The following is a 22,069-nucleotide window of genomic DNA, read 5'->3' on the forward strand; positions in this document are numbered from 1 at the left end:
CGTCAGCCCCGCGCGACGGGCGGCGACACGTCGGCGAGCAGCTTCTCCACCACGTCGGTCACCGACACACCGTCGAACTGCGCCTGCGCGTTGAGCAGCACGCGGTGCCCGAGCACCGGCAGCGCCAGCTCCTTGATGTCCTCGGGGGTGACGAAGTTGCGGCCCTTGGTCATCGCCCAGGTCTTGGCGCAGCGCACGAACGCCAGGCAGCCGCGCACGGACACGCCGAGCCGCACGTGCTCGTGCGTGCGGGACGCCTCGGCGAGCCGGGTGACGTAGGACAGCACCGCCGCGTCCACGTGCGTGCGGTCCGCGGTGGCCGCGAGCTGCGAGACGACCTGCGAGCTGATCACCGGCTGCACCGCCGCCGACCGGTCGCGCACCGAGGCCGCCGACAGCAGCGCCACGGTCGCGGTGTGGTCGGGGTAGCCGATGCTGGTCTTCATCAGGAACCGGTCCAGCTGCGCCTCCGGCAGCCGGTAGGTGCCCGCCTGCTCGACCGGGTTCTGCGTGGCGATCACCATGAACGGCTTGCCCACCTCGTGGGACACGCCGTCGACGGTGACCCGCCCCTCCTCCATGACCTCCAGCAGCGCCGACTGGGTCTTGGGCGAGGCCCGGTTGATCTCGTCGGCGAGCACGATGGAGTGGAACACCGGGCCGCGGTGGAACTCGAACTCCTGGCGCCGCTGGTCGTAGATGGTCACACCGGTGACGTCGGAGGGCAGCAGGTCCGGGGTGAACTGGATGCGCGAGTTGGTGCCCTGCACCGACCGCGCCAGCGCCTTGGCCAGCATCGTCTTGCCGGTCCCCGGGTAGTCCTCCAGCAGGAGGTGCCCCTCGGAGAGCAGGCAGGTCAGCGCGAGCCGGACCACGTGCTCCTTGCCGACGATCGCGACGCTGACGTTGGCGACCAACCGGTCGAAGGTCTGCGCGAACATCTGCGCCTGCTCCGGTGTGGCTGTCATAACCCGTTCCTGTCCTCTGTGTACAAAGCGCTGGTGGTCACCAGACGAGCGGTTCGGCCTCGACCTCGCCGCAGGTGACGTAGAGCTTCGTGCCCGGCGACCCGTAGAAGTTCGTGGTCTGCCGCTTCTGGTTGGGCTGCATGTTGACGTTGGTGAAGGTGCCCGGGTTGTCGGCGCGGAAGGTGCACGTCACCGGGGTGAGGAAGAACTTCGTCTCCAACGTGATGAACGCGCAGCTGGCGTCCGTGCACGCCGTCGGCTTGTCCTTGTCGCACGGGTTGGCCTCGGTGCCGCAGGCCGCGCCCTTGCTGATCACGACCGTGGGCGCGGGCGGCGGCGGGTCGGTCTTGATCGACTTGGTCACGGTCAGCGTGGGCCGGTCCTCGTCGGTGACCGTGACCGTGACGCTGTACTCGGTGTTGTAGCCCGCGTTGGCCTTGCCGGACCAGTCCCAGTCACCGGCGCCGGTGGTCAGGTTCTCGGTGAGCTTGGCGGACTTGATCTGCACCTTGGCGGGCTTGCCGTTGGCGTTGACCGAGACGCGGATGTTGACGTCGTCGTCGGTCTTGGTCAGCGTCAGCTCCAGGTCCTTCATCGGGCCGAACGCGGTGACCGGGGTGCTCGCCGGGGCGTTGCACGGGTCGCCCGCGTAGGCACCGCCCTGGCTGCCGTTGCAGGTGCGCAGCGAGATCGACGTCTGCTGCCCGTTGGGCAGGCCGTTGATCGTGAAGCTCGCGTTCTGCTTGCCGTCCGGGTCGAAGGTCCAGGTGCCGCAGCTGGCCCCGGCCGCGGTGCAGGTGACCGTGTTGGTGCGGCCGTGCGACGCGGGGGCGTCGAAGGTCAGCTTCGCCTGACCGTCCACACCGGTCGGCTCCGCCTTGATCGAGCCCGCGTCGAACGGGTCGGGGGTGGCGGTGGCCTCCATCTCCGCGCCCGGGCTGGGCGGGGAGGTGTGGTCGTCGCCGGGCGCGGAGTTGGTCGCGGTGACGGTGTAGGTGTAGATCGTGCCGTCGTTGGCGAGGCCGTCGTCGGCGCACGAGGTGGCGGAGACGTCTCTGCAGACGACCTTGTCGCGGCCACCGCCCGTGCGGTTGACCGTGTAGGTGACCGGTCCCGGCCCGTTGGGGCTGGTCGGTGCCCACGTGACCTGCACCGCGCGGGACTTGCCGTCGGCCGACTGCGCCGCGGTGAACGACGGCGCGGCGGGTCGTGACGGCGAGCCCGCGGACTGGCCGGTGGTGGACGCGGCCGGGCCGGGGCCCTGGCCGTTCACCGCGACCACGGTGAAGGTGTAGACGGTGTCGTTGTCCAGGCCGGTCGCCGTGGCGCCGGTGGCGCCTCCCGGGACCGTGGTGCGTCCGCCGCCGGTCCAACTGATCTCGTACTTGAGGATCTCGCTGCCCTCGTTGTGCGGCGCCGTCCAGTTCAGCTGTACCGCGCCGTCACGCGGTGCCGACGCGGTCAGCGCGCCGACCGCGCCGGGTACCTCGTCGGGCTTGGCCGGTGCCGACGCCGCGCTGGGCTTGCCCCAGCCGACCAGGTTCCGCGCCTTGACCGTGAACGAGTACTGCTTGCCGTTGGTCAGCCCGTTGATCGTGCACGGCGACGCCGAGCACGCCTGGCTGCCACCGTCGTAGTCGACCTGGTAGCCCTCGATCGGCGCGCCGTTGTTGGCGGGCGTCGACCAGGACAGCTCGACCACGCGGCTGAGCGTGGTGCGGCCCGGCACCGGTGTGCCCGGCGCGTCCGGCACCCCGAGCACGCGCAGGCTGATCCGGCCGGGGACCTTGCGGTCCGCGCGGCTGCGGTCGGCCACGTCGGTGACGGTGACCTCGAAGGACATCGTGCCGTGCGAGTCGCCGCTCGGCGTGATGCGCACGGTGGCGCCGTCGGAGAGCGCGGTCGCGGACCCGCCCTCGACCTGGTGCACCGACACCACGGAGATCACCGGGTCGCGCAGCCTCGACCGCACGTACGCGGCGACGTTGACCTCGGCGGTCTCCCCCGCCTTGATGCCGTCGATGGTCACCGGCGACATCGACGGCGCGGGCGCGGCGATCACCTTGACGGAGAACGGGGTGCCCTTCGCGGGCGAGCCCTGCACGCCGACCTCCAGCACGCCGTTGCTGCCCGGGCGGGCCGCGCCGGACGCGGTGAGCCGGATGGTGCGGCTGCCCTCGCCCTCGATGTCGACGCCCTGGGCCTCGTTCGCCCACCGCGCGGTGTACTTCAGGTCGGCGGCGCCGCCCACCTTGGCCGTCCACACGTGGCAGACCGAGGTGATGTCCATGCCGATCGTCGTGCCACCGGCGATGAGCGTGATCGTGCCGGTGGGGCAGCGCAGGATCGGCACGTCCGGGCCGACCTGCACGGGCACGGTGATGTAGGCCGTGGTGCCGTCGGTCAGCGTGGCGCCGTTGGTGACCTCGAAGGTGATCGCGGCCGGGCCGTTGTAGCCCGGGATCGCGGTGAGCACGAGGTTCTGGTCGCCGTCGTTGCGCACCTTCAGGCCGATGGCGGGCGAGGCGGAGATGTGGTCGGCCAGCGTCAGCTTGACCGGCTTGCCCGCCGGGTCGATGACGAAGTCCGCGACGGCCACGGTCTTGCTGCCGTCGGCGGGCACGTCGATGCTCTGCCCCGGCTTGGCGTAGGGGGCGCCGTTGCCGGTGGCGGGCACGTGGATGAAGCCGAGCGCGGTGGCGCCGCCGCCGTCGCGCAGCTCGTAGGCGACGGTGCGCGGGAAGTCCTTGACCGCCACGGTGATCTTGCCGTCGGCCTGCGTGGCGCCGTCGTCGAACACCTTCGCGACGGTCAGCTCCTCGGCCGGTCCGTCGACGTCGCCCGCGGCGGCGAACACGTCGACCTCCACGGTGCCCGCGCCGGGCCGGGGCTGGGCGTAGGTGTCGCCCGCGATGGGCGGCACGTTGTAGTCCTTCTGGCTGCGCACGGTCAGCGTCGCGGTGGACGGTTCGCCGTAGCCGCCGGTGATGGCGTAGACGACGACCAGCGGCTTGCCGGTCAGCTCGGGCGCGGTCAGCTCGATGAGCCCGGAGTCGGGGTTGAGCGAGACGCCCGCGGGCAGGTTCGCGTTGCGGTCGGCCAGCGGTTCGACGCGGATCGAGTCGCCGGGGGCGCGCAGGTCGTTGCCCATGACGTCGATGGCCAGCCGGACCCCGGGGGCGGCGGTCACCACGTCGTCCACGGCGACCGCGGGCTGCGGGTCGCCCGGCGGCACCACGGCCACCCGGACCTGGGACTCGGCGGACTTGCCGTACGCGTCGGTCACCAGGTAGCTGAAGGTGTCGGTGCCCGCGCTGGTCGGGTACGCCTGGTAGGTCACCGAGGTGGCGCCGATCTCGATCACCCGGCCGAGCGCGGACGCCGAGCCGATGCCGGTCACGGTGACCGAGTCGCCGTCCGGGTCCACCCCGCTGGTCGGCACGATGATCTTGATGGTGTCGCCCGCGGTCGCCCGCGCCTCGACCGGCTGCGGGGCCGGGGCCTGGTTCGGCGCGGCCGGGGTGGGCGCCGGGTTGACCGTCACGTGCGCCTGCCCGACGGCCTGGTCGCCGTTGGGGTTCTGCGCCACGTAGCTGACCGTCACCTTGACCGGCGCGTCCACCGTGGACGGCGGCACGTAGCGGACCACGCCGCCGGTCACGTACGCGGAACCGACCTGCTCGTCCGGGTTGGACACGCCCACCACGGAGAGCTGGCCGCGCGCGGGCGCGCCCTCGACGTTGGCCTGCAACGAGATCGGCGAACCACCGGGCGTGGTGTCGTTGTCCAGCACCGGGATCGCGACCGAGTCGCCCGCGCGGACGGTCGCGTAGTCGTCCTTGGGCACCGGGGTGTCGTCGGCGGGCGGGCCGAGCTGGGTGACGGTGACCTCGCCGGAGATCGCGCCGGTCAGGCCGTTGGTCACGGTGTAGCGGACCAGCTGCGGGTTCGGGCTCAGTGTCGGGGTGAGCGCGGTGAGCCGCAGCCAGCGGCCCTTCACGATGGCGACCTTGATCTGGTCGTCGACCACCGGCGCGGCGGACTGCACGACCAGCAGCGCCCCGGACGGGTCGACGTCGTTGGCCAGCACGTCGACCAGCGTCGGCAGCTGCGCGCGGACCACGGCGCTGTCCGGCACCGCGACCGGCGGCAGCGGCTCGGCGGGCGCGGGGGCCGCGTCGACCCGGATGCCGCCCTTGGCGAACGGCGCGTTGCCGAAGGCGGCCGAGTACTCCAGGAACACCGTGCCCGGCCGGTCGACGACGACGGTCACGAGACCGGTCTTGAGGTCGGTGGTGACCGCGGCGCCGGGCGGCGCGGCCAGCTCACCGGCCAGCCGCAGCCGGGCCAGCGGGTCGCTGGGGTCGGAGCCGGGCCGGTCGTTCTCCAGCGGCTTGACCTGGATCGGGCGGCCGACCTGGCCGCGCACCACGTCCGGCTCGGCCACGGCGGCCACCGCGGCGGTCGCGGTCGGCTCCTGCACCAGGACCGACTCCTCGCCCATGACCGGCTCGCCGCGGCCGTCGGTGACCCGGTAGTCGACCTGGCGGGTGCCCGCCTCGCGGGGCGCGGAGTACTCCACGAACCCGGCCGGGGTGGTGGTCACCGAGCCCGCGTCGGTGTGCGCGTCGGCCAGCACGATCGGGTCGCCGTCGAAGTCGCGCCACTCGGTGGTGGCGGCGATGGACAGCAGCCCGCCGGACGGCACGCTCCAGTCGCGCTCCTTGAACCCGGTGCGCAGCGCGGGCGGCTCGTTCTGGTCCTGGGTGCGGCCCTCGACGTTGACCGAGGCGGTGGCGTTGAGGCCCTTGCCGTCGTCGACGGTGTACTTGAACCGGGTGTCGACGGCGCTCTCGGGCATGGTGAGCTGCACGGTCTGGCCGTCCGGCGAGATCGCCAGCTTCACCGCCGGGTTGTCCGGGGCGGTGATGGCCGAGATCGACAGGATGTTGCCCGCCGGGTCGGAGTCGTTGTCGAGCACGTGCAGCACGGTGGTGCGACCGGGCCGGGCGCCGAGGTTGTCGTCCACGGCCTTCGGCGGCTTGTCGTTGACGACGTCGGTGTTCTTGTCGTCCTTGGTCTTGTCGCTCTGGTTCTGCACCGGCGGCGGCTTCACCGCGGACCAGTTGTCGACCTTGCGCCGGGTGTCGAGGTCCCAGACCGCGCCGGAGGCCAGGTCGTTGAGCACGGCCTGCCCGCGGTTGACCCGGAACAGCGGCTTGACCAGGGCTTCCAGGTCGGCGAGCCCGCCGGGCTCGGCCTTGCCGCCCGCACAGGCGCGGACGTAGCCGTCCGGGGTGCGCGACCAGGCCGCGTGCACGCAGTTGCCGACCCGGACGGGCGCCGCCGGGGCGCCCTTGCCCGCCTCGGAGAGCACGCTGACCTGGCCGTCGGCGATGGTGACGGAGATCAGGTCGGTGCTGGTGGCCAGCACGACCGCGGCCGACCCGGGGCCGGGCTGCTGGAGCCGCGCGGCCTCGTCGGTGTCGACGGGGATCTCGCGGCCGTCGGGGAGCACGAGCTTGTGGCCGACGGGGTCGAGCACGACCAGGTCGCCGCCGACGGAGGTGACCTGCACGCTCTGCAACGGGTGCGGCAGCGTCGAGTAGTCGGCCTCGGCGAAGGTGTTGTCGGCGGGGCGGATCGTGGCGACCTTGCCGGTCTTGGCGACCACGCGCACGGTGCCGTCGACGCCGACGGCGAGCGCGGCGTCCGGGTCGACGGCGGCCAGCGGCGCGTTGGCGGGGTCGAGGGTGCCCAGGTTGGTCATGCCCGCCTGGGTGTCGACGCGGGTGGCCCACACGCGGCCGGTCTTCGGGTCGAGCGCGGCGAGCGTGCCGCCCGCCATCGCCAGGGTGGTGTCACCATCGACGGATAAGCCCTGCTCGGGCAGGGCGACCGCGCGGGCCACGTCGACGGGGAAGAGCCTGCCGGTCGCGGCGTCGCGGGCGGCCACCGCCGAGCCGTCCTGGTGCACGTCGAGCTGGTAGGTCTGCTGGGTGCCGCCGGGCGGGTAGAAGGCCGCGTCGAGGGCGCCGACCGGCTTGTTCAGCCTGCCGAAGAGGCCGTCGCGGTCGCTGGTGACCCAGATGCCGCCGTCGTCCAGCTCGATCTGCCGGACCGGGTACCCGGTCGACGACAAGGCGAAGGTGACCAGTGCCGTGGCACCGACGGCCACCACGACCGAGGAGGCGATGGCGGTTCGGTGTCGCCTGAAAAAACCCACGTGTCCCCTGCCAGAGTCCCCTAGCCGTCAACCGGCCCTATCGCGTCGCGCGGGGACAATGTTGCAGATTCACCGGGTCGGGTTCCACACCCGGTTCCGGTTCCGGGCGCGCTCCCGGGCGGCGACCCGGGTTCCCGCGCTCAGGTGACGTGATGGACAACACAGAGCGCTGTTTCGGCGGTTGACGGAGAGTGCTCCGTTCAGCCCATTCCGTCGCGGTCACGGTGGTAACTCCCGCACCTCGCACAACTCTGTTATCAGCTACGAAGGGTGACGTCCGCGAATGCGGAAATGCGCGGCGGCGCCTTCGAACAATCGTCAGTCGGAAGTGGATTCTTCGAGGTGGTCGACGACCACCACGGTGACGTTGTCGCGACCGCCCGCGGCCACCGCGGCGCGCACCAGCACGTCCGCCGCCTCGCGCGGGTCCGCGACCCCGGCCAGGTGGCCCGCGATGGTGTCGTCGTCGAGCTCGCCGGTGAGGCCGTCGGAGCAGAGCAGGAACCGGTCGCCGGGGGTCAGCGGGAGCGGGAACAGGTCGGGGTTGGGGGGCATCGGCGAGCCGAGCGCCCTGGTCACGACGTTGCGGCGGGGGTCGACCGCGGCCTGCGCCGGGCTCAGCTCACCGGCGGCGACGAGCTCGGAGACCTCGGAGTGGTCGACGGTGAGCTGGGTCAGGCCGCCGCCGGTGTAGCGGTAGACGCGGGAGTCGCCGACGTTGAACACGCTCCACTGCACGGCTCCGTCCACTTCGACCAGGCAGAGCCCGGTGATCGTGGTGCCCATCCCGGCCTGCTCTGGGTTGCGCACGGCGGCGGCGAGGATGTCGCCGTTGAGCCGCACGATGTGCTTGCGGACGTCGTCGGGGTGGGGCAGGCCGTCCCCGCCGAGCTGGGCCAACCCGGCGACCGCGAGCCCGCTGGCCACGTCACCCGCGGCGTGCCCGCCCATGCCGTCGGCCACCGCGTAGACGGTGGACGTGATGACGTAGTTGTCCTCATTGGCCGCGCGGACCAGGCCGACGTCGGTCGCGGCCCCGGCCCTGATCGTCGGTTCCACGGTCACCGTCTACCCCCACGCTAGTTCGACGAGCGGCACGACGCCGTCGTCGTCCCAGCCACCATCGTCCCAGGCCGGGCCGCCGTTGCACACCTGATCATGGACAACGGGCGGTCGGGGAGGTGCGGAAAGGTGTTTTCCATTGGTACACAAAGGACTTCCCGGGTGGAGCCGGCAGCGGGACTCGAACCCGCAACCTTTCGCTTACAAGGCGAGTGCTCTGCCAATTGAGCTATGCCGGCAGTCGACACCGCCCGGGGATCACAGCCAATCGTAAGCCCAGACGGTTGTGGGGTTGCGGGGCGACCCATGATCCGAGACCGTCGACTGGCTGGTACGGGTGCTCTTTGTGGGTGTTCGGTGGTGTCGTCGGACTGCTGAGGAGGTCGGGATCGTGCGGTTCGCGCGGCGCGCGCCGTTCGGGTTGGGGCGGTTGGTCGAGGGTCGGGAAAAGCCGGGCGTGAACGGGAACACCCAGCTCAACGGGCATTCGGTGCACCACTCGGAGAGCACGGCCGTGTACGGCCCGGCGCTACCCGAGGAACGCACCGTCCACTTCGTGCTTGACCTGGCGTTGCGGATTGGTGAAGTGCAGATGGCGTCCGGGGCCGGGGCGGCCGACGCCACCGCGACGATCCTGGCCGTGTCGGCGGCCTACGGGTTGCCGCACTGCGAGGTGGACGTCATCTTCACCTCGATCACCGTGGCCTGCCAGCGCGGCACCGACGAGGCGCCGATCACCTCGCTGCGCGTGGTGCGCTCGCGGGGTCTGGACTACACCCGGCTCGCCGACGTGGAAACGCTCGTCCAGCGGATCACCGCGCGCCGCGTCGACGTGCTGGCGGCACGCGCCGAACTGGAGCGCATCACCACCGCACCGCACCCCTACCCGCGCTGGGCGGCCACGCTGGCCTTCGCGGGCATGGCGGCGGCGATCACCGTGCTGATCGGCGGCGCGGCACCCATGGCCGCGGCCGCCGCCGTCGTCACCGCCCTGGTCGACCGGGTCGGGCGGCTGCTCAACCGGCGCGCGCTGCCGTTCTTCTTCCAGCAGGTGGTCGGCGGCGCGCTGGCCACGGGGGCGGCGCTGGCGCTGATCGCGAGCGGGGTGCTCACCGCCAAACCGACCGTGCTGGTCGCCGCCACGATCACCGTGCTGCTGTCCGGTCTGTCCGTGGTCTCGACCGTGCAGGACGCGATCACCGGCTACAACGTCACCGCGGCGGGTCGGATGATGGAGATCTCGCTGATGACCGCCGGGCTGATCACCGGGGTCGTGCTCGCGCTCAACACCGCGATCTGGCTCGGCATGGCCTACACGCCGCTGGCCGACCCGCTGCCGCCGAGCGCTTTTCGTCTACCGGTGCAGACCATCGCGGCCGCGGCGTCGGCAGGCCTGTTCGCCCTCGCCAGCTACGCCAAGCCGCGCGCGCTGCTCGTCGCCTCCGTCGCGGGCGGGGTCGGCGCGGCGACCTACGGCGCGTTGACGCTCACCGGCTCCGGCACGATCGCCGCCTCCGCCATCGCCGCGGTGGTGATCGGGTTCGCCGGTGGGGTGATCTCCCGCCGGTTCCGCATGCCGCCGCTGGTGGTGGCGGTGTCCGGTCTGGTGCCGCTGCTGCCCGGTCTCACCATCTACCGCGCGCTCTACGAACTGGCCGTGCTGCGCGACATCAGTGGCCTGCCCACGCTCATGCTCGCCGCCGCGATCGCCTTGGCGCTGGCCGCCGGGGTGGTGCTCGGCGAGTACCTGGCGCAGCCGGTGCGCAGCGGCCTGAGCCGGTTGGAGCGCAAGCTCGCGGGCCCGCGGATGTCCGGGCCGTTGCGTCCCACCGAACGGCGCCTGGAGTAAGCCCGGGAAGTAAACCCCTGGGCCGCGTGAGAGTCGCCACGCCGCACACGCACCGGTCGCAGGACGCGGCGACGCGCCCGAGTGGATAGCCTCGAACGGGTAATCGGGGCTGGGCGGTCTTGAGGAGGCGCGGCGGGCGTGAGCAGCGAAGACGGTGCGGATTTCATCGTGGTCGCCAACCGGCTGCCGGTCGACCTGGAGCGCCTGCCCGACGGCACCACCCGGTGGAAGCACAGCCCTGGTGGGCTGGTCAGCGCGCTGGAGCCGTTCCTGCGCCGCAACAGCGGCGCATGGGTGGGCTGGCCGGGTGTGGCCGACGTCGACGTGGACGAGTTCACCGAGGACGGCCTGCGGCTGTACCCGGTGTCGTTGACCGGTGACGAGGTCCGCGACTACTACGAGGGTTTCTCCAACGCGACGTTGTGGCCGCTTTATCACGACGTAGTAGCGCCGCCGGTTTTCGACCGCGGTTGGTGGGACAGCTACGTCAAGGTGAACCACCGCTTCGCCGAGGCGTGCGCGCGGGTCGCCGCCAAGGACGCCACGGTGTGGATCCAGGACTACCAACTCCAGTTGGTGCCCGCGATCCTCCGGGAGCTGCGGCCGGACCTGCGCATCGGTTTCTTCCTGCACATCCCGTTCCCGCCGACCGAGCTGTTCATGCAGCTGCCGTGGCGCACCGAGATCGTGCGCGGCCTGCTCGGCGCCGACCTGGTCGGGTTCCACCGACCGGGTGGCGCGCAGAACTTCCTCTGGCTGGCCCGCCGCCTGCTCGGCCTGGAGCCGACCCGCGGCGCGGTCGGCGTGCGCACCCGACCCGGTGTCATCCAACTGGGCGACCGGGCGGTCCGGGTCGGCGCGTTCCCCATCTCGATCGACGCGGCGGGCCTGGACGCGCTGTCGCGCAAGCGGGAAACCGTCGCGCGCACCAACCAGATCCGCGCCGATCTGGGCAACCCCAAGAAGGTGATCCTCGGGGTCGACCGGCTGGACTACACCAAGGGCATCGACCTGCGGCTCTACGCGTTGCAGGAGTTGCTGAGCGAGGGCCGGGTCGACCCGGACGAGGTCGTGATGGTGCAGCTGGCCACGCCCAGCCGCGAGCGGGTCGAGCACTACCAGCGGATGCGCAGCGACATCGAGCAGGTGGTCAGCCGGATCAACGGCGAGTTCGGCCGGGTCGGTCGACCGATCGTGCACTACCTGCACCAGTCCGTGGGACGCGCGGAGCTGAGCGCGTTCTTCGCCGCGGCGGACGTCATGCTCGTGACGCCGGTGCGGGACGGGATGAACCTGGTGTGCAAGGAGTACGTGGCTTGCCGCCACGACCTCGGCGGCGCGCTCGTGCTCAGCGAGTTCGCGGGCGCCGCCGCGGAGTTGACCAGCGCGTTCCTGGTCAACCCGCACGACCTCGACGGGGTCAAGAACGCCATGCACGCGGCCCTCGCAATCGATCCAGCGGAAGGTCGCCGTAGGATGCGCGCGCTGCGGCGACAAGTGCTGACCCACGACGTCGACCGGTGGGCTCGCTCGTTCCTCGACGCACTCGACCCGGAGCACGCCCACTGACACCGCGCGGTTCGACCACACCGCGAGCCGCCGACACGCAGACCGCCCAAACCCTGCCTGAGCCCAAGGAGAAGGCGTTGACCGCCGAGGCACTCCCCGCCGAGTTGCGCCGCGCCATCGTGCAAATAGCCCGCACGCCCCGGCTGCTGGTCGCCTGCGACTACGACGGGACGCTCGCGCCGATCGTCGAGAACCCCGAACACGCCCGCCCGCACACCGAGTCGGTCGGCGCGCTGCGCTCGCTGGCCGGCCTGCACGAGACCACCACCGCAGTGATCTCCGGCCGGGCGCTGCGCGACCTCGCGACGCTGTCCAGACTGCCCTCCGAGGTGCACCTGGTCGGCAGCCACGGCTCGGAGTTCGACGTGGGCTTCGTGCACGCGCTCGACGCCGAGGCCCGCGACCTGCACCGGCGGATCGAGGCCGAGCTGGCCAAGCTCACCGAGGGCGCCGAGGGTGTGGCGCTGGAGGTCAAGCCCGCCAGCATCGCGGTGCACGTGCGCCGCGCCGACCCGGTGACCGCCGACGAGGTGCTGGAGCGGGTCCGCACGGGCCCGTGCACCTGGTCCGGCGTCCAGGTCACCGAGGGCAAGGCGGTCGTCGAGCTGGCCGTGGTGCAGACCGACAAGGGCCACGCGCTCGACGTGCTGCGGCACCAGGTCGGGGCCACCGCGGCGATCTTCGTCGGCGACGACGTGACCGACGAGAAGGCCTTCGTCCGGCTCTCCGGCCCGGACCTCGGGGTCAAGGTCGGCGACGGCGAGTCGCACGCGGAGCACCGGATCCCCGACCCGATCGCGGTCGCCACCATGCTCGCGTTCGTGCTGGAGGAGCGCCGCGCCTGGCTCTACGGCGACCAGGCGCCGCCGATCGAGCGGCTGTCCATGCTGGCCAACGAGCGCTCGGTCGCGCTGGTCACCCCGGACGCCCGGCTCACCTGGCTGTGCCACCCGGAACCGGACTCGGCGGCGATCTTCGCCGACTTGCTCGGCGGGCCGACCGCGGGCCACTTCTCGGTCGCCCCCGAGCGCGGCGGGCTGCCGCTGGGCCAGCGCTACCTGCCCGGCACCATGACCGTGGAGACCCGCTGGTCCGGTCTGCTGGTCACCGACTACCTCGACCACGGCGCCGAGTCGCACCGCACCGACCTCACGCGGGTGCTGTCCGGCTCGACGCCCGCCGTCGTGGAGTTCGCGCCGCGCCCGGAGTTCGGGCAGGTGCAGGTGCGCTTGGCGGCCACCGCGGACGGCCTGCTGGTGCTCGGCACCGGTGACCCGATCGCGCTGCGCGCCCCCGGCGTGGACTGGGAGATCACCTCCGACGGCCAGTTCGACTCCGCGCGCGCCGTGGTCACCCCGACCCCGGACGCGCCGGTGGTGTTCGAGCTGCGCTGCGGCACCGACGACACGGGCCCGCACCCGGTGGCCGAGCACGAGCGCAAGGCGCGGGCGGCGGGGTACTGGACCGAGTGGCTCGACACCCTGGTGCTGCCGCCGGTCGAGAAGGAGCTGGTGGCCCGCTCCGCGCTGACCCTGCGCGGGCTGTGCCACAGCGAGACCGGCGCGATCATGGCCGCGGCGACCACGTCGCTGCCCGAGGAGATCGGCGGCATCCGCAACTGGGACTACCGCTACTGCTGGCTGCGCGACGCGTCGATGACCGCGAAGGCGCTGGTGTCCCTGGGTTCCACGGCCGAGGCCGAGGCGCTGCTGCGCTGGCTGCACGGCGTGCTGGCCACCCTGCCCGGCCCGGAGCGGCTGCACCCGCTGTACACGATCGCGGGCACCACGCTGCCGCCCGAGGCGGTCATCGACACCCTGCCCGGGTACGCCGGTTCGCGGCCGGTCCGGGTGGGCAACCTGGCCAACCAGCAGGTGCAGCTCGACGTGTTCGGCCCGGTGGTCGACCTGGTCGCGGCCCTGGCCGAGGTCAAGGGCGAGCTGTCGGACGGCGACTGGGCGATGGTCCGGGCGATGGCCGAGGCGGTCACCCGGCGCTGGCACGAGCCCGACCACGGCATCTGGGAGGAGCGGCACCGCCCGCGCCACCACGTGTACTCGAAGGTCATGTGCTGGTTGACCATCGACCGCGCGCTCAAGCTCGCCGAGGCGCACGGCCGCACCCCGGAGCCGGGGTGGGCCGGGCTGCGCGCGGAGATCTCGGAGGACGTGCTGGCCAACGGCTGGAACGACGAGGTCCGCTCGTTCACCACCGCCTACGACGGCACCGACCTGGACGCGGCCACCCTGATGATCGGCATGGTCGGCCTGGTCGACCCGGCCGACGAGCGGTTCCAGGCCACGGTCACCGCGACCGAGGCGGAGCTGCGCAGCGGGTCGACGGTCTACCGCTACCGCCGCGACGACGGCCTCCCGGGCGACGAGGGCGGCTTCCACATCTGCGCGGCCTGGATGATCGAGGCGTACCTGCTGACCGGGCGCCGCCCCGAGGCGGAAGACCTCTTCGCGCAGATCGTCAACGCGGCGGGCCCGACCGGGCTGCTGCCGGAGGAGTACGACCCGGTGGCCGAGCGGTCGCTGGGCAACCACCCGCAGGCGTACTCGCACCTCGGACTCATCCGCTGCGCGCAGCTCCTGTCCAGCTAGTACCCGCACGCACCAGCCACGGGCCGATCGTCCACACGGGACGGTCGGCCCGTGCGCGTCGGCGGTGATCACCCCTCGTTGTAGCCAATCGTTCATGTGGCCTTCATGTCCCGATCCGGTGAATCGGCGTCCAACGAAGTGTCACGAAGGGATGATCGGCCTCGCGAGGAGGGGTGATGAAACGACAGGTCAGCGTGGGTCTTGCGGTCGTGTTGCTGGCGGCGGTGGTGGTGATCATCATCAGTTCGGGCGATGACGACGCCCAGCCGGGCCAGAGTTTGACCACCGTGCGTGGCGTCGGCGGCTCCGAGAAGGCGGCGTTCTTCGCGGACCCGCGCGTGGTCGACGTGTTCGCCCGCCACGGCTTGCGGGTGGCGTACGACGCGGCCGGTTCCCGCCAGATCGCCACCACCGTCGACCTGACCCCGTACGACTTCGCGTTCCCGTCGTCCTCGCCCGCCGCCGAGCGGATCAAGGCCGACCGCAAGGTCGGGCAGGTCTACACCCCGTTCTCCTCCCCCATGGCGGTCGCCACCTTCGCGCCGATCGCCGACCTGCTGGCCGCGCAGGGCGTGGTGAAGCCCGGTCCGGAGGGCCGCCAGGTCTTCGACATCGCCGCCTACCTCGACCTGGCCGCCAAGGGCACCCGCTGGGACCAGCTGCCCGGCAACACCGCGTACCCGGCGCGCAAGAACATCCTGGTGACCACCACCGACCCCCGGGACTCCAACTCCGCCGCGATGTACCTGGCCCTGGTGTCCTACGTGGCCAACGGCAACAGCCCCGTCGCCTCCCCCGAGGCCGAGGCGCGCGTGCTGCCCGCGGTGTCGAAGCTCTTCCTGGACCAGGGCTACACGCAGAGCAGCAGCGAGGGCCCGTTCGAGGACTACCTGGCCACCGGCATGGGCAAGACGCCGCTGGTGATGATCTACGAGTCGCAGTACCTGGACCGGCAGGCCCGCGCGGACGGCTCGATCACCCCGCAGATGCGGCTCATCTACCCGGCGCCCACGGTGTACTCGACGCACACGCTGGTGCCGCTCAAGGGCGAGGGCGACCGGGTCGGCAAGCTGCTCGGCGACGACCCCGACCTGGTTCGCTTGGCCGCCGAGTTCGGCTTCCGCCCCTACCAGCACCCGCAGGTGTTCCAGCAGGTCGCGACCGCGCGGAAGCTGACCGTGCCCGCCGACGTCGGCGAGGCGGTCAACCCGCCCAGCTACGAGACGCTGGAGCGGCTGCTGGAGGCCGTCGGGAAGCAGTACCGGTGACCGACTTCGCGCTGACCCCACCCGACCCCGTCGACCCGATCCCGGTCGACCGCGCCGCGGGTCTCGTGCCGCTGGACGAGCAGACCCGCGGCGCCACCGCCGAACGCGCGGAGAAGATCGCCGGTGAGCTGAGCGGGCTGGACCCGCGCGCCCCGGAGTTCACCGCGAAGGTCGACGAGCTGCTCGCCTTGGGTGAGGCGGACATGCGCGTCGCGGCGACGATCGCGGCGAGCCTGCTCGACCGGACCGTGGACGCCGCCTCGACTGCCGACCAGGGCGTCACCGGCAGCCTGGCCGACCTGCGCCGCGCGGTCACCGCGCTGGACCCGGGCGACTCCGGCCCGCGCAAGCTGCTCGGGCTGCTGCCGATGGGCAACCAGGCCAAGAAGCTGCTGGACCGCTACCGTGCGGCGGGCACCCCGGTGAACCGGCTCGTGCTCGACCTGCGGGGCCGCCAAGACCAGCTGCGCCGGGACAACGCGGCGATCAAGGGCGAGCGGGCCCGGTTGTGGACGACCATGACCCGGCTGTCGGCCGCCGCCGCGTTCGCCGAGGCGCTGGACGCGGCGGTGGAGCAGCGGGCCGGGGTGCTCGACATCGCCGACCCGGGCGCGGCCAACGCGTTGCGCGCCGACGTGCTGCTGCCGGTGCGCCAACGCCACCAGGACGTGCTCACCCAGCTCGCCGTCTGCGCCCAGGGCTACCTCGCGCTGGACCTGGTGCGGCGCAACAACGACGAGCTGATCAGGGGCGTGGAGCGGGCCTGCTCGACCACGGTGTCGGCGCTGCGGATCGCGCTGGTGGTCAGCGGTGCCCTAGCCAACCAGAAGAACGTCCTCGACGAGCTGGACGCGTTGCGCGGCACCACCGAGGGCCTGATGCGCGGCAACAGCCAGCTCTTGGCCGACCAGACCGCGCGGATGCGGGCGGCGAGCGCGGACCCGGCGGTCGGCGTGGCCACCATCCGCGAGTCGTTCGACCAGGTGTACCGCTCGATCGACGCGATCGACTCCTTCCGGGCGAGCGCCGCGACGACCATGGCCACCACCGTCGCGACGCTCACCGAGGAGCTGCGCCGGGCCGAGGGACACCTGCGCCGCTCGCGCACGGGTGACATCAGCGAGATCACCGGTCCCCAATGACCGACAGGAGACGACAAGTGGGCAGGGTCTTACCGGCGGTGCTGGCGCTGGTCGTCGGGACAGGTCTGCTCGCGGGCTGCTCCAGCGACCCGGAGGGCCCCACGACGAGCCCGCCCGCGCCGGGCAAGCTGCGGGTGCTGGCGGGCAGCGAACTGGCGGACCTGCAACCGGTGCTCGACCGCGCCGCGCGGGACACCGGGGTGAAGGTCGAGTTCACCTTCACCGGCACCATCGAGGGCGCGGAGGCGCTGGCCCGCGGTGACGCCGACAAGGCCTACGACGCCGTGTGGTTCTCGTCGAACCGCTACCCGCAGGCCCTGCCGGACGCGGCGCGCAGGCTCGGCAACCAGACCAAGATCATGAGCTCCCCGGTGGTGCTCGGGCTGGCCAAGTCGAAGGCCGGATCCCTTGGCTGGGCGGGCAAACCGGTCACCTGGACCGACATCGCCAAGGCCGCGGAAGCCAAGCGGTTCAGCTACGGCATGACCGACCCGTCCGCGTCGAACTCCGGTTTCTCCGCGCTCGTCGGGGTCGCCTCCGCGCTGGCCGGTACCGGCGCCGCGGTGAACGCGGACCAGGTCAAGACGGTCACCCCTGAGCTGAAGAAGTTCTTCGCCGCGCAGTCGATGAGCGCGGGCTCGTCGGGCTGGCTCTCCGACGCGTACCAGCGGCGCGCCGCGGGCACCGATCCCGGCCAGAAGATCGACGGGCTGGTCAACTACGAGTCCGTGCTGCTGTCGCTCAACGCGAGCGGCAAGCTGCCGGAGCCGCTGACGCTGATCTACCCGACCGACGGCGTCGTCACCGCCGACTACCCGCTCACCCTGCTCAGCAACGCCAGCGACCACGCCCGCAACGACCACCAGCGGCTCGGTGACTTCCTGAAGGCGCCGGACGTGCAGCGGGAGATCATGGCGCTGACCCACCGCAGGCCGGGGCAGCCCGGCGTCGCCCTGGCCGCCGAGTTCGGCACCCAGCCGATGGTCGAGCTGCCGTTCCCGGCCACGCAGGAGGCGTTCGACGCGCTGCTGTCGGCGTACTTCGACCAGATCCGCAAGCCGTCGCGGACCGTCTACGTGCTCGACGTGTCCGGGTCGATGAACGACGACGACCGGATCGGGTCGCTGCGCACCGCGCTCGTCGGGCTGACCGGCGCCAGCGACGACCTGGTCGGCCGCTACCGCCGCTTCCACGGGCGCGAGGAGGTCACGTTCATCCCGTTCAACGGCGCACCGCAGGCACCGCGGTCGTTCACCGTCCCGGAGACCGACCCGAAGGCGGAGCTGGAGCGGATCAAGTCGACCGTGACGGGGCTGGAGGCGAGCGGCGGCACCGCGATCTACGACAGCCTGGAGCGCGCGTACCAGGTGATCGCGAGCCAGCCCGCCGAGGACCGGTTCACCTCGATCGTGCTGATGACCGACGGCGCCAACACCAGCGGCACCGGCTACGACGACTTCCAGCGCGCCCAGGCGGGCCGGTCACCGCAGTTGCGCGGCGTGCCGGTGTTCCCCGTGCTGTTCGGCGAGGGCGACCAGACCGAGATGGAGGGCCTGGCCGCGCAGACCGGCGGCAAGGTGTTCGACGCCCGGAAGGCGGGTCTGCAACAGGTGTTCCGGGAGATCCGTGGCTACCAGTAACCCGGTCGTCCGCTACTTCGGTTCGACCAAGAACCTCGCCGGGTCGGCCCTCGGGCTGGTCGGTGTCGTGCTGCACCTCGCGGGTGCGGTCGGTGGCCTGTGGCCGGTGGTCGTCGTGGGCCTGTACCTGGTCGGGGCGCTGGGGGCGCCGCCGGAGAAGGTGCACCTGGGCGTCGACCCGGACGCCGAGGCGTCCCGGCTGCGGGCCGACCTCAACGAGCTGGTCGGGAAGGTCAAGGCGGCCTCGACGCGGATGCCCGAGGGGTCGGTGGACCGGCTGGAGCGGATCGCCGAGGTGCTGCGGTCGATGCTGGACCGGCCGCGCGCCCTGGCCGACGACCCGGAGTCGACGCACGGCGCGACCCGGCTCATCCGGGTGGACGTGCCGCTGGCGGTGGAGACGTACCTTAACCTGCCGTGGTGGTTCGCGGTGGCGAAGAAGGTCAACTCCAGCACGCCGAGCGCGGCGGAGGAGCTGCTGACCCAGCTGGAGCTGCTGGAGAAGGACGCCGAGGCCGTGTCCGGCCGGTTCTTCGCCGACGACCTGCGGAAGCAGTCGGACCACACCCGGTACCTGCGGGACCGGTCCGACGGCCACGACTGAGAACGCGGAGACCGACATCGGGCAAGTACCCGGTGTGACGGCCGAAACCATCCCGGACGACCGCCCGGACCTCACCGGAGCGCGGGCGGGCGCGGAACTGACCCGCCTCTACGCGGCGCACGCCCGAGACCTGCACCGCTACCTCGCGCGGCGGCTCACCCCCGCCGCAGCCGACGACCTGGTGGCCGAGACGTTCCTGATCGCCTGGGAGCGCCGGGCCACCTACAGCCCGGGCCGGGCGAGCGCCCGCGCCTGGCTCTTCGGCATCGCGACCAACCTGGCCCGCAGGCACGCCCGCGACGAGGTGCGCGGACTGCGCGCCCACACCCGCGCGGGTCCGGAACCCGATACGGCCGAGGCCGCCGAGGTCCGGGCCACCGCTCGCGCGGACGCGGCCAACCAGACCGCCGCGCTCAGCGCCGGACTGGCCGGGCTGAGCGACGAGGAACGCGACGCGCTGCTGCTCGTCGCCTGGGCCGGGCTGACCCCGAAGGAGGTCGCCGAGGCCCTGGGGATCAACCCGACGACCGTGCGCACCCGCCTGCACCGCGCCCGGACCGCCTTGCGCACCCACCTCACCGACAGGGAGAACCGGACATGACCGACGAAGACCTCGACCTCCTGCTCGCCGACCTGAACGCCGACGTCCCGGACATGACCGACGACGCCTACAACGCCGGCCTGGCCCGCCTGGTGGGCCGCACCGGAAGCGCCGAAGACCTCGAACCCGCCCAGCCCACGCCCCGCCCGGTCCTGGTGCCGGCGTCACCGCACGCCGACCGGAGCCCACCGCGCCGACGACGAGTGTGGACGGTGGCCGCCGCTGCTGCCGCCGTGGCAGCCGTCTCGGCGGGCGTCATCTACGCGGTCGGCGACAACCACGGCCAGACCACTCCCAGTGGCACCGTGCCCACGGACAGCCCGGTCGGCTCAAGTGCACCCCACACGCCCGCACCCACAAGTAGGGCACCAATCCGAGACGTGACCGATGTCGCACCCACGACGCTGGCGGTGGTCGGCAGCACACCCACCCACTACGCGATGGCTCCCATGCGGTTCGGCCCCATCGGGCCGATGCCCAACCACCCGGTCAACAACGCGGGTGACCTGGCCGCCGTCGTGTCCGACCTGGAAATCCCGCCGGGGGCGTTCCGCTTCGAGTTCAGCGGGGCGTGGCAGAACGGGAAGCTCACCCACGGCGTGTACCACTGGTATTCGTCGGATCCCGCCGGGGACTGGGGAACCCAGGACGCCCCGAAGGCCGGGCAGCCCGCTCCAGCGCTGCGCCTGGTCAAACCCGATTCATCGGGCCGCGAACTCCAACAGCAGCGCCTTGACGCGATCCCCGACGACCCGGCGGGCTACTACGAGCAACTGCGGCAGCAGTTCACCGGTAAGCCCAGCGGCCAAGCGAACGCGGTGCAGACGATGAGCGGCCTGCTGTACGGGGACGCGAAGGCCCGCGCCACGATCTTCCGCACACTGGGCTACTTCGACTCGGTGACCGTCCGCACCGACCAGCGCAACCCCGACGGTCGGATCGCCACCGCGATCACGGTGAACGACGGCCACATCTACCTCGAGCTCTACATCGACCCGGCGACAGGCAGGTTGATCGGTCGCCGCAGCAGCGAACTCGGCCCGGCTCGGGAGGTGACCACCGAGGCGCTGGTACCCACCATGGGCGCGTTCCCCAAGTAACCGCCGGGCGGGGCACTGGGAGTGCCCCGCCCGGTACTACTTCCGCAGTACTTGGAGGTTGTGCATGGCCGACGCCAGGTCGGCCACCTCCCGGACCTCTATCCCCTCCGGCAGGTCCCCGGAATCCTTGGGCACCAACGCCTTCGTGAACCCGAGCCGCACGGCCTCGCTCAGCCGCGAACGCACACCGCTCACCCGCCGGACCTCGCCCGCCAGGCCGACCTCGCCCAGGACCACCAGGTCCGGCGGCAGCGCGACGTCCCGCGCCGCCGTGGCGACCGAGAGCGCGATGGCCAGGTCCGCGGCCGGTTCGGGGATCTTCATACCGCCGACCGTCGCGGTGAACACGTCCGCGTCGCCGAGGCGGACGCCGCCGCGGCGCTCCAGCACGGCCAGCACCATGGCGACCCGGGCCGAGTCGAGGCCCGACACGGCCCGCCTCGGGGTGCCCAGGTGGGACTTGGCGACCAGGGCCTGGAGTTCACCCAGCAGGGGGCGCTTGCCCTCGACCGCGACCGTCACCGCGGTGCCCGCGACGCCCGTGTCGCGGCGGTTGAGGAACAGGCCCGACGGGTCGGGGACGCCGACGATGCCGCTGTCCACCATCTCGAAGCAGCCGATCTCGTCGGCCGGGCCGAAGCGGTTCTTCACCCCCCGCAGGAGGCGCAGGGCCGAGTGGCGGTCGCCCTCGAAGTGCAGGACGACGTCGACGAGGTGCTCCAGCACGCGCGGGCCCGCGATCGAGCCCTCCTTCGTGACGTGCCCGACGAGCAGCACCGGCAGGCCGCGCTCCTTGGCCAGCGCGACCAGCGCGGCCGTCACCGCGCGGACCTGGGTGACGCCGCCCGGGGCGCTGTCGACCGCGGGCGACGACATGGTCTGCACCGAGTCGACCACCAGCAGGCCCGGGTTCACCGCGTCCACGTGCCCCAGCAGCGACGCGACGTCGCTCTCGGCGGCCAGGAACATCGACTGGTGCACGTTGCCCGTGCGCTCGGCGCGCAACCGCACCTGGCCTGCGGACTCCTCGCCGGTGACGTACAGCGTGGGCCCGTAGTCGCCTTCGCGGGCGGCCCAGCGGTAGGCCACCTCCAGCAGCAGCGTCGACTTGCCGACACCGGGCTCACCGGCCAGCAGCACCACCGCGCCGGGCACCAATCCGCCACCGAGCACCCGGTCCAGCTCGGAGACACCGGTCTGCTTGGCCCGGGCCGCCTCGATGTCGACCTCGGCGATCGGCCGGGCCGGGGAACTCGGCGCCCCCGCCGCGACCTTGACCCGGGGCGCGCCGATCTCCTCCAGGCTGCCCCAGGCCTGGCACTCCGGGCAGCGGCCGAACCACTTGGCCACCGCGTGCCCGCACTCGGCGCAGCGGTAGCTGAGCTTGGTCGTCTTCGTCACCACGCGGCCACGCTACGGGCCGTCACCGACAGC

The 22,069-nt window shown here is 72.2% G+C and carries 13 protein-coding genes and 1 tRNA gene; 9 read left to right on the plus strand and 5 right to left on the minus strand.

Annotation, left to right across the window (positions count from 1 at the left end; all coding sequences use genetic code 11):
* Positions 1-2: 2 nt before the first annotated feature.
* The 4 genes from CLV40_RS05930 to CLV40_RS05945 all read right to left on the minus strand — a co-directional run bounded on the left by CLV40_RS05930 (position 3) and on the right by CLV40_RS05945 (position 8,495).
* Positions 3-968 (minus strand): AAA family ATPase, encoded by a 966-nt coding sequence (locus tag CLV40_RS05930; protein WP_104477699.1) that lies wholly within the window; start codon positions 966-968, stop codon positions 3-5.
* Between the two features lie 37 nt (positions 969-1,005).
* Complete coding sequence (locus CLV40_RS05935) at positions 1,006-7,194, minus strand: Ig-like domain-containing protein (protein WP_245931106.1); 6,189 nt, start codon at positions 7,192-7,194, stop codon at positions 1,006-1,008.
* A 318-nt stretch (positions 7,195-7,512) separates the two neighbouring features.
* Positions 7,513-8,259, minus strand: a complete 747-nt coding sequence (locus CLV40_RS05940; protein ID WP_104477701.1) for a PP2C family protein-serine/threonine phosphatase — start codon at positions 8,257-8,259, stop codon at positions 7,513-7,515.
* A 160-nt stretch (positions 8,260-8,419) separates the two neighbouring features.
* Positions 8,420-8,495, minus strand: a tRNA-Thr gene (locus CLV40_RS05945).
* A gap of 251 nt (positions 8,496-8,746) precedes the next feature.
* On the opposite strand from CLV40_RS05945, the gene CLV40_RS05950 reads away from it, so the two are divergent.
* The 9 genes from CLV40_RS05950 to CLV40_RS05990 all read left to right on the plus strand — a co-directional run bounded on the left by CLV40_RS05950 (position 8,747) and on the right by CLV40_RS05990 (position 20,635).
* Positions 8,747-10,105 (plus strand): threonine/serine exporter family protein, encoded by a 1,359-nt coding sequence (locus CLV40_RS05950; protein WP_245931135.1) that lies wholly within the window; start codon positions 8,747-8,749, stop codon positions 10,103-10,105.
* 138 nt (positions 10,106-10,243) lie between these two features.
* On the plus strand, positions 10,244-11,674 hold the full coding sequence (locus CLV40_RS05955; protein WP_104477702.1) for an alpha,alpha-trehalose-phosphate synthase (UDP-forming): 1,431 nt from the start codon (positions 10,244-10,246) through the stop codon (positions 11,672-11,674).
* Positions 11,675-11,751: 77 nt separating this feature from the next.
* The gene (gene otsB / locus CLV40_RS05960; protein ID WP_104477704.1) at positions 11,752-14,280 is read left to right on the plus strand and encodes a trehalose-phosphatase; all 2,529 of its coding nucleotides are present in this window, start codon (positions 11,752-11,754) and stop codon (positions 14,278-14,280) included.
* Between the two features lie 176 nt (positions 14,281-14,456).
* Positions 14,457-15,548 (plus strand): hypothetical protein, encoded by a 1,092-nt coding sequence (locus CLV40_RS05965; protein WP_104477706.1) that lies wholly within the window; start codon positions 14,457-14,459, stop codon positions 15,546-15,548.
* Positions 15,545-16,690: a toxic anion resistance protein gene (locus tag CLV40_RS05970; protein ID WP_104477708.1), complete on the plus strand. Its 1,146-nt coding sequence runs from the start codon at positions 15,545-15,547 to the stop codon at positions 16,688-16,690. Before CLV40_RS05965 ends, CLV40_RS05970 begins: the two co-directional genes overlap by 4 nt.
* On the plus strand, positions 16,687-18,330 hold the full coding sequence (locus CLV40_RS05975; protein ID WP_104477710.1) for a VWA domain-containing protein: 1,644 nt from the start codon (positions 16,687-16,689) through the stop codon (positions 18,328-18,330). Before CLV40_RS05970 ends, CLV40_RS05975 begins: the two co-directional genes overlap by 4 nt.
* Positions 18,317-18,934 carry a hypothetical protein gene (locus tag CLV40_RS05980; RefSeq protein ID WP_104477712.1) on the plus strand — a complete coding sequence of 206 codons (618 nt, stop codon included), beginning with the start codon at positions 18,317-18,319 and terminating at the stop codon, positions 18,932-18,934. The genes CLV40_RS05975 and CLV40_RS05980 overlap by 14 nt, the downstream gene beginning before the upstream one ends.
* Positions 18,935-18,968: 34 nt before the next feature.
* Positions 18,969-19,535, plus strand: coding sequence for an RNA polymerase sigma factor (locus CLV40_RS05985; protein ID WP_245931110.1), 567 nt, complete (start codon positions 18,969-18,971; stop codon positions 19,533-19,535).
* Positions 19,532-20,635 (plus strand): hypothetical protein, encoded by a 1,104-nt coding sequence (locus tag CLV40_RS05990; RefSeq protein WP_104477716.1) that lies wholly within the window; start codon positions 19,532-19,534, stop codon positions 20,633-20,635. Before CLV40_RS05985 ends, CLV40_RS05990 begins: the two co-directional genes overlap by 4 nt.
* Before the next feature lie 36 nt (positions 20,636-20,671).
* Here CLV40_RS05990 and radA read toward each other — a convergent pair whose 3' ends face one another.
* A complete protein-coding gene (gene radA, locus CLV40_RS05995; RefSeq protein WP_104477718.1) occupies positions 20,672-22,039 on the minus strand; it encodes a DNA repair protein RadA in 1,368 nt (455 codons plus the stop codon).
* Positions 22,040-22,069: the final 30 nt, after the last annotated feature.

Origin of the sequence: Actinokineospora auranticolor, assembly GCF_002934265.1 — a bacterium.
Lineage (GTDB): Bacteria > Actinomycetota > Actinomycetes > Mycobacteriales > Pseudonocardiaceae > Actinokineospora > Actinokineospora auranticolor.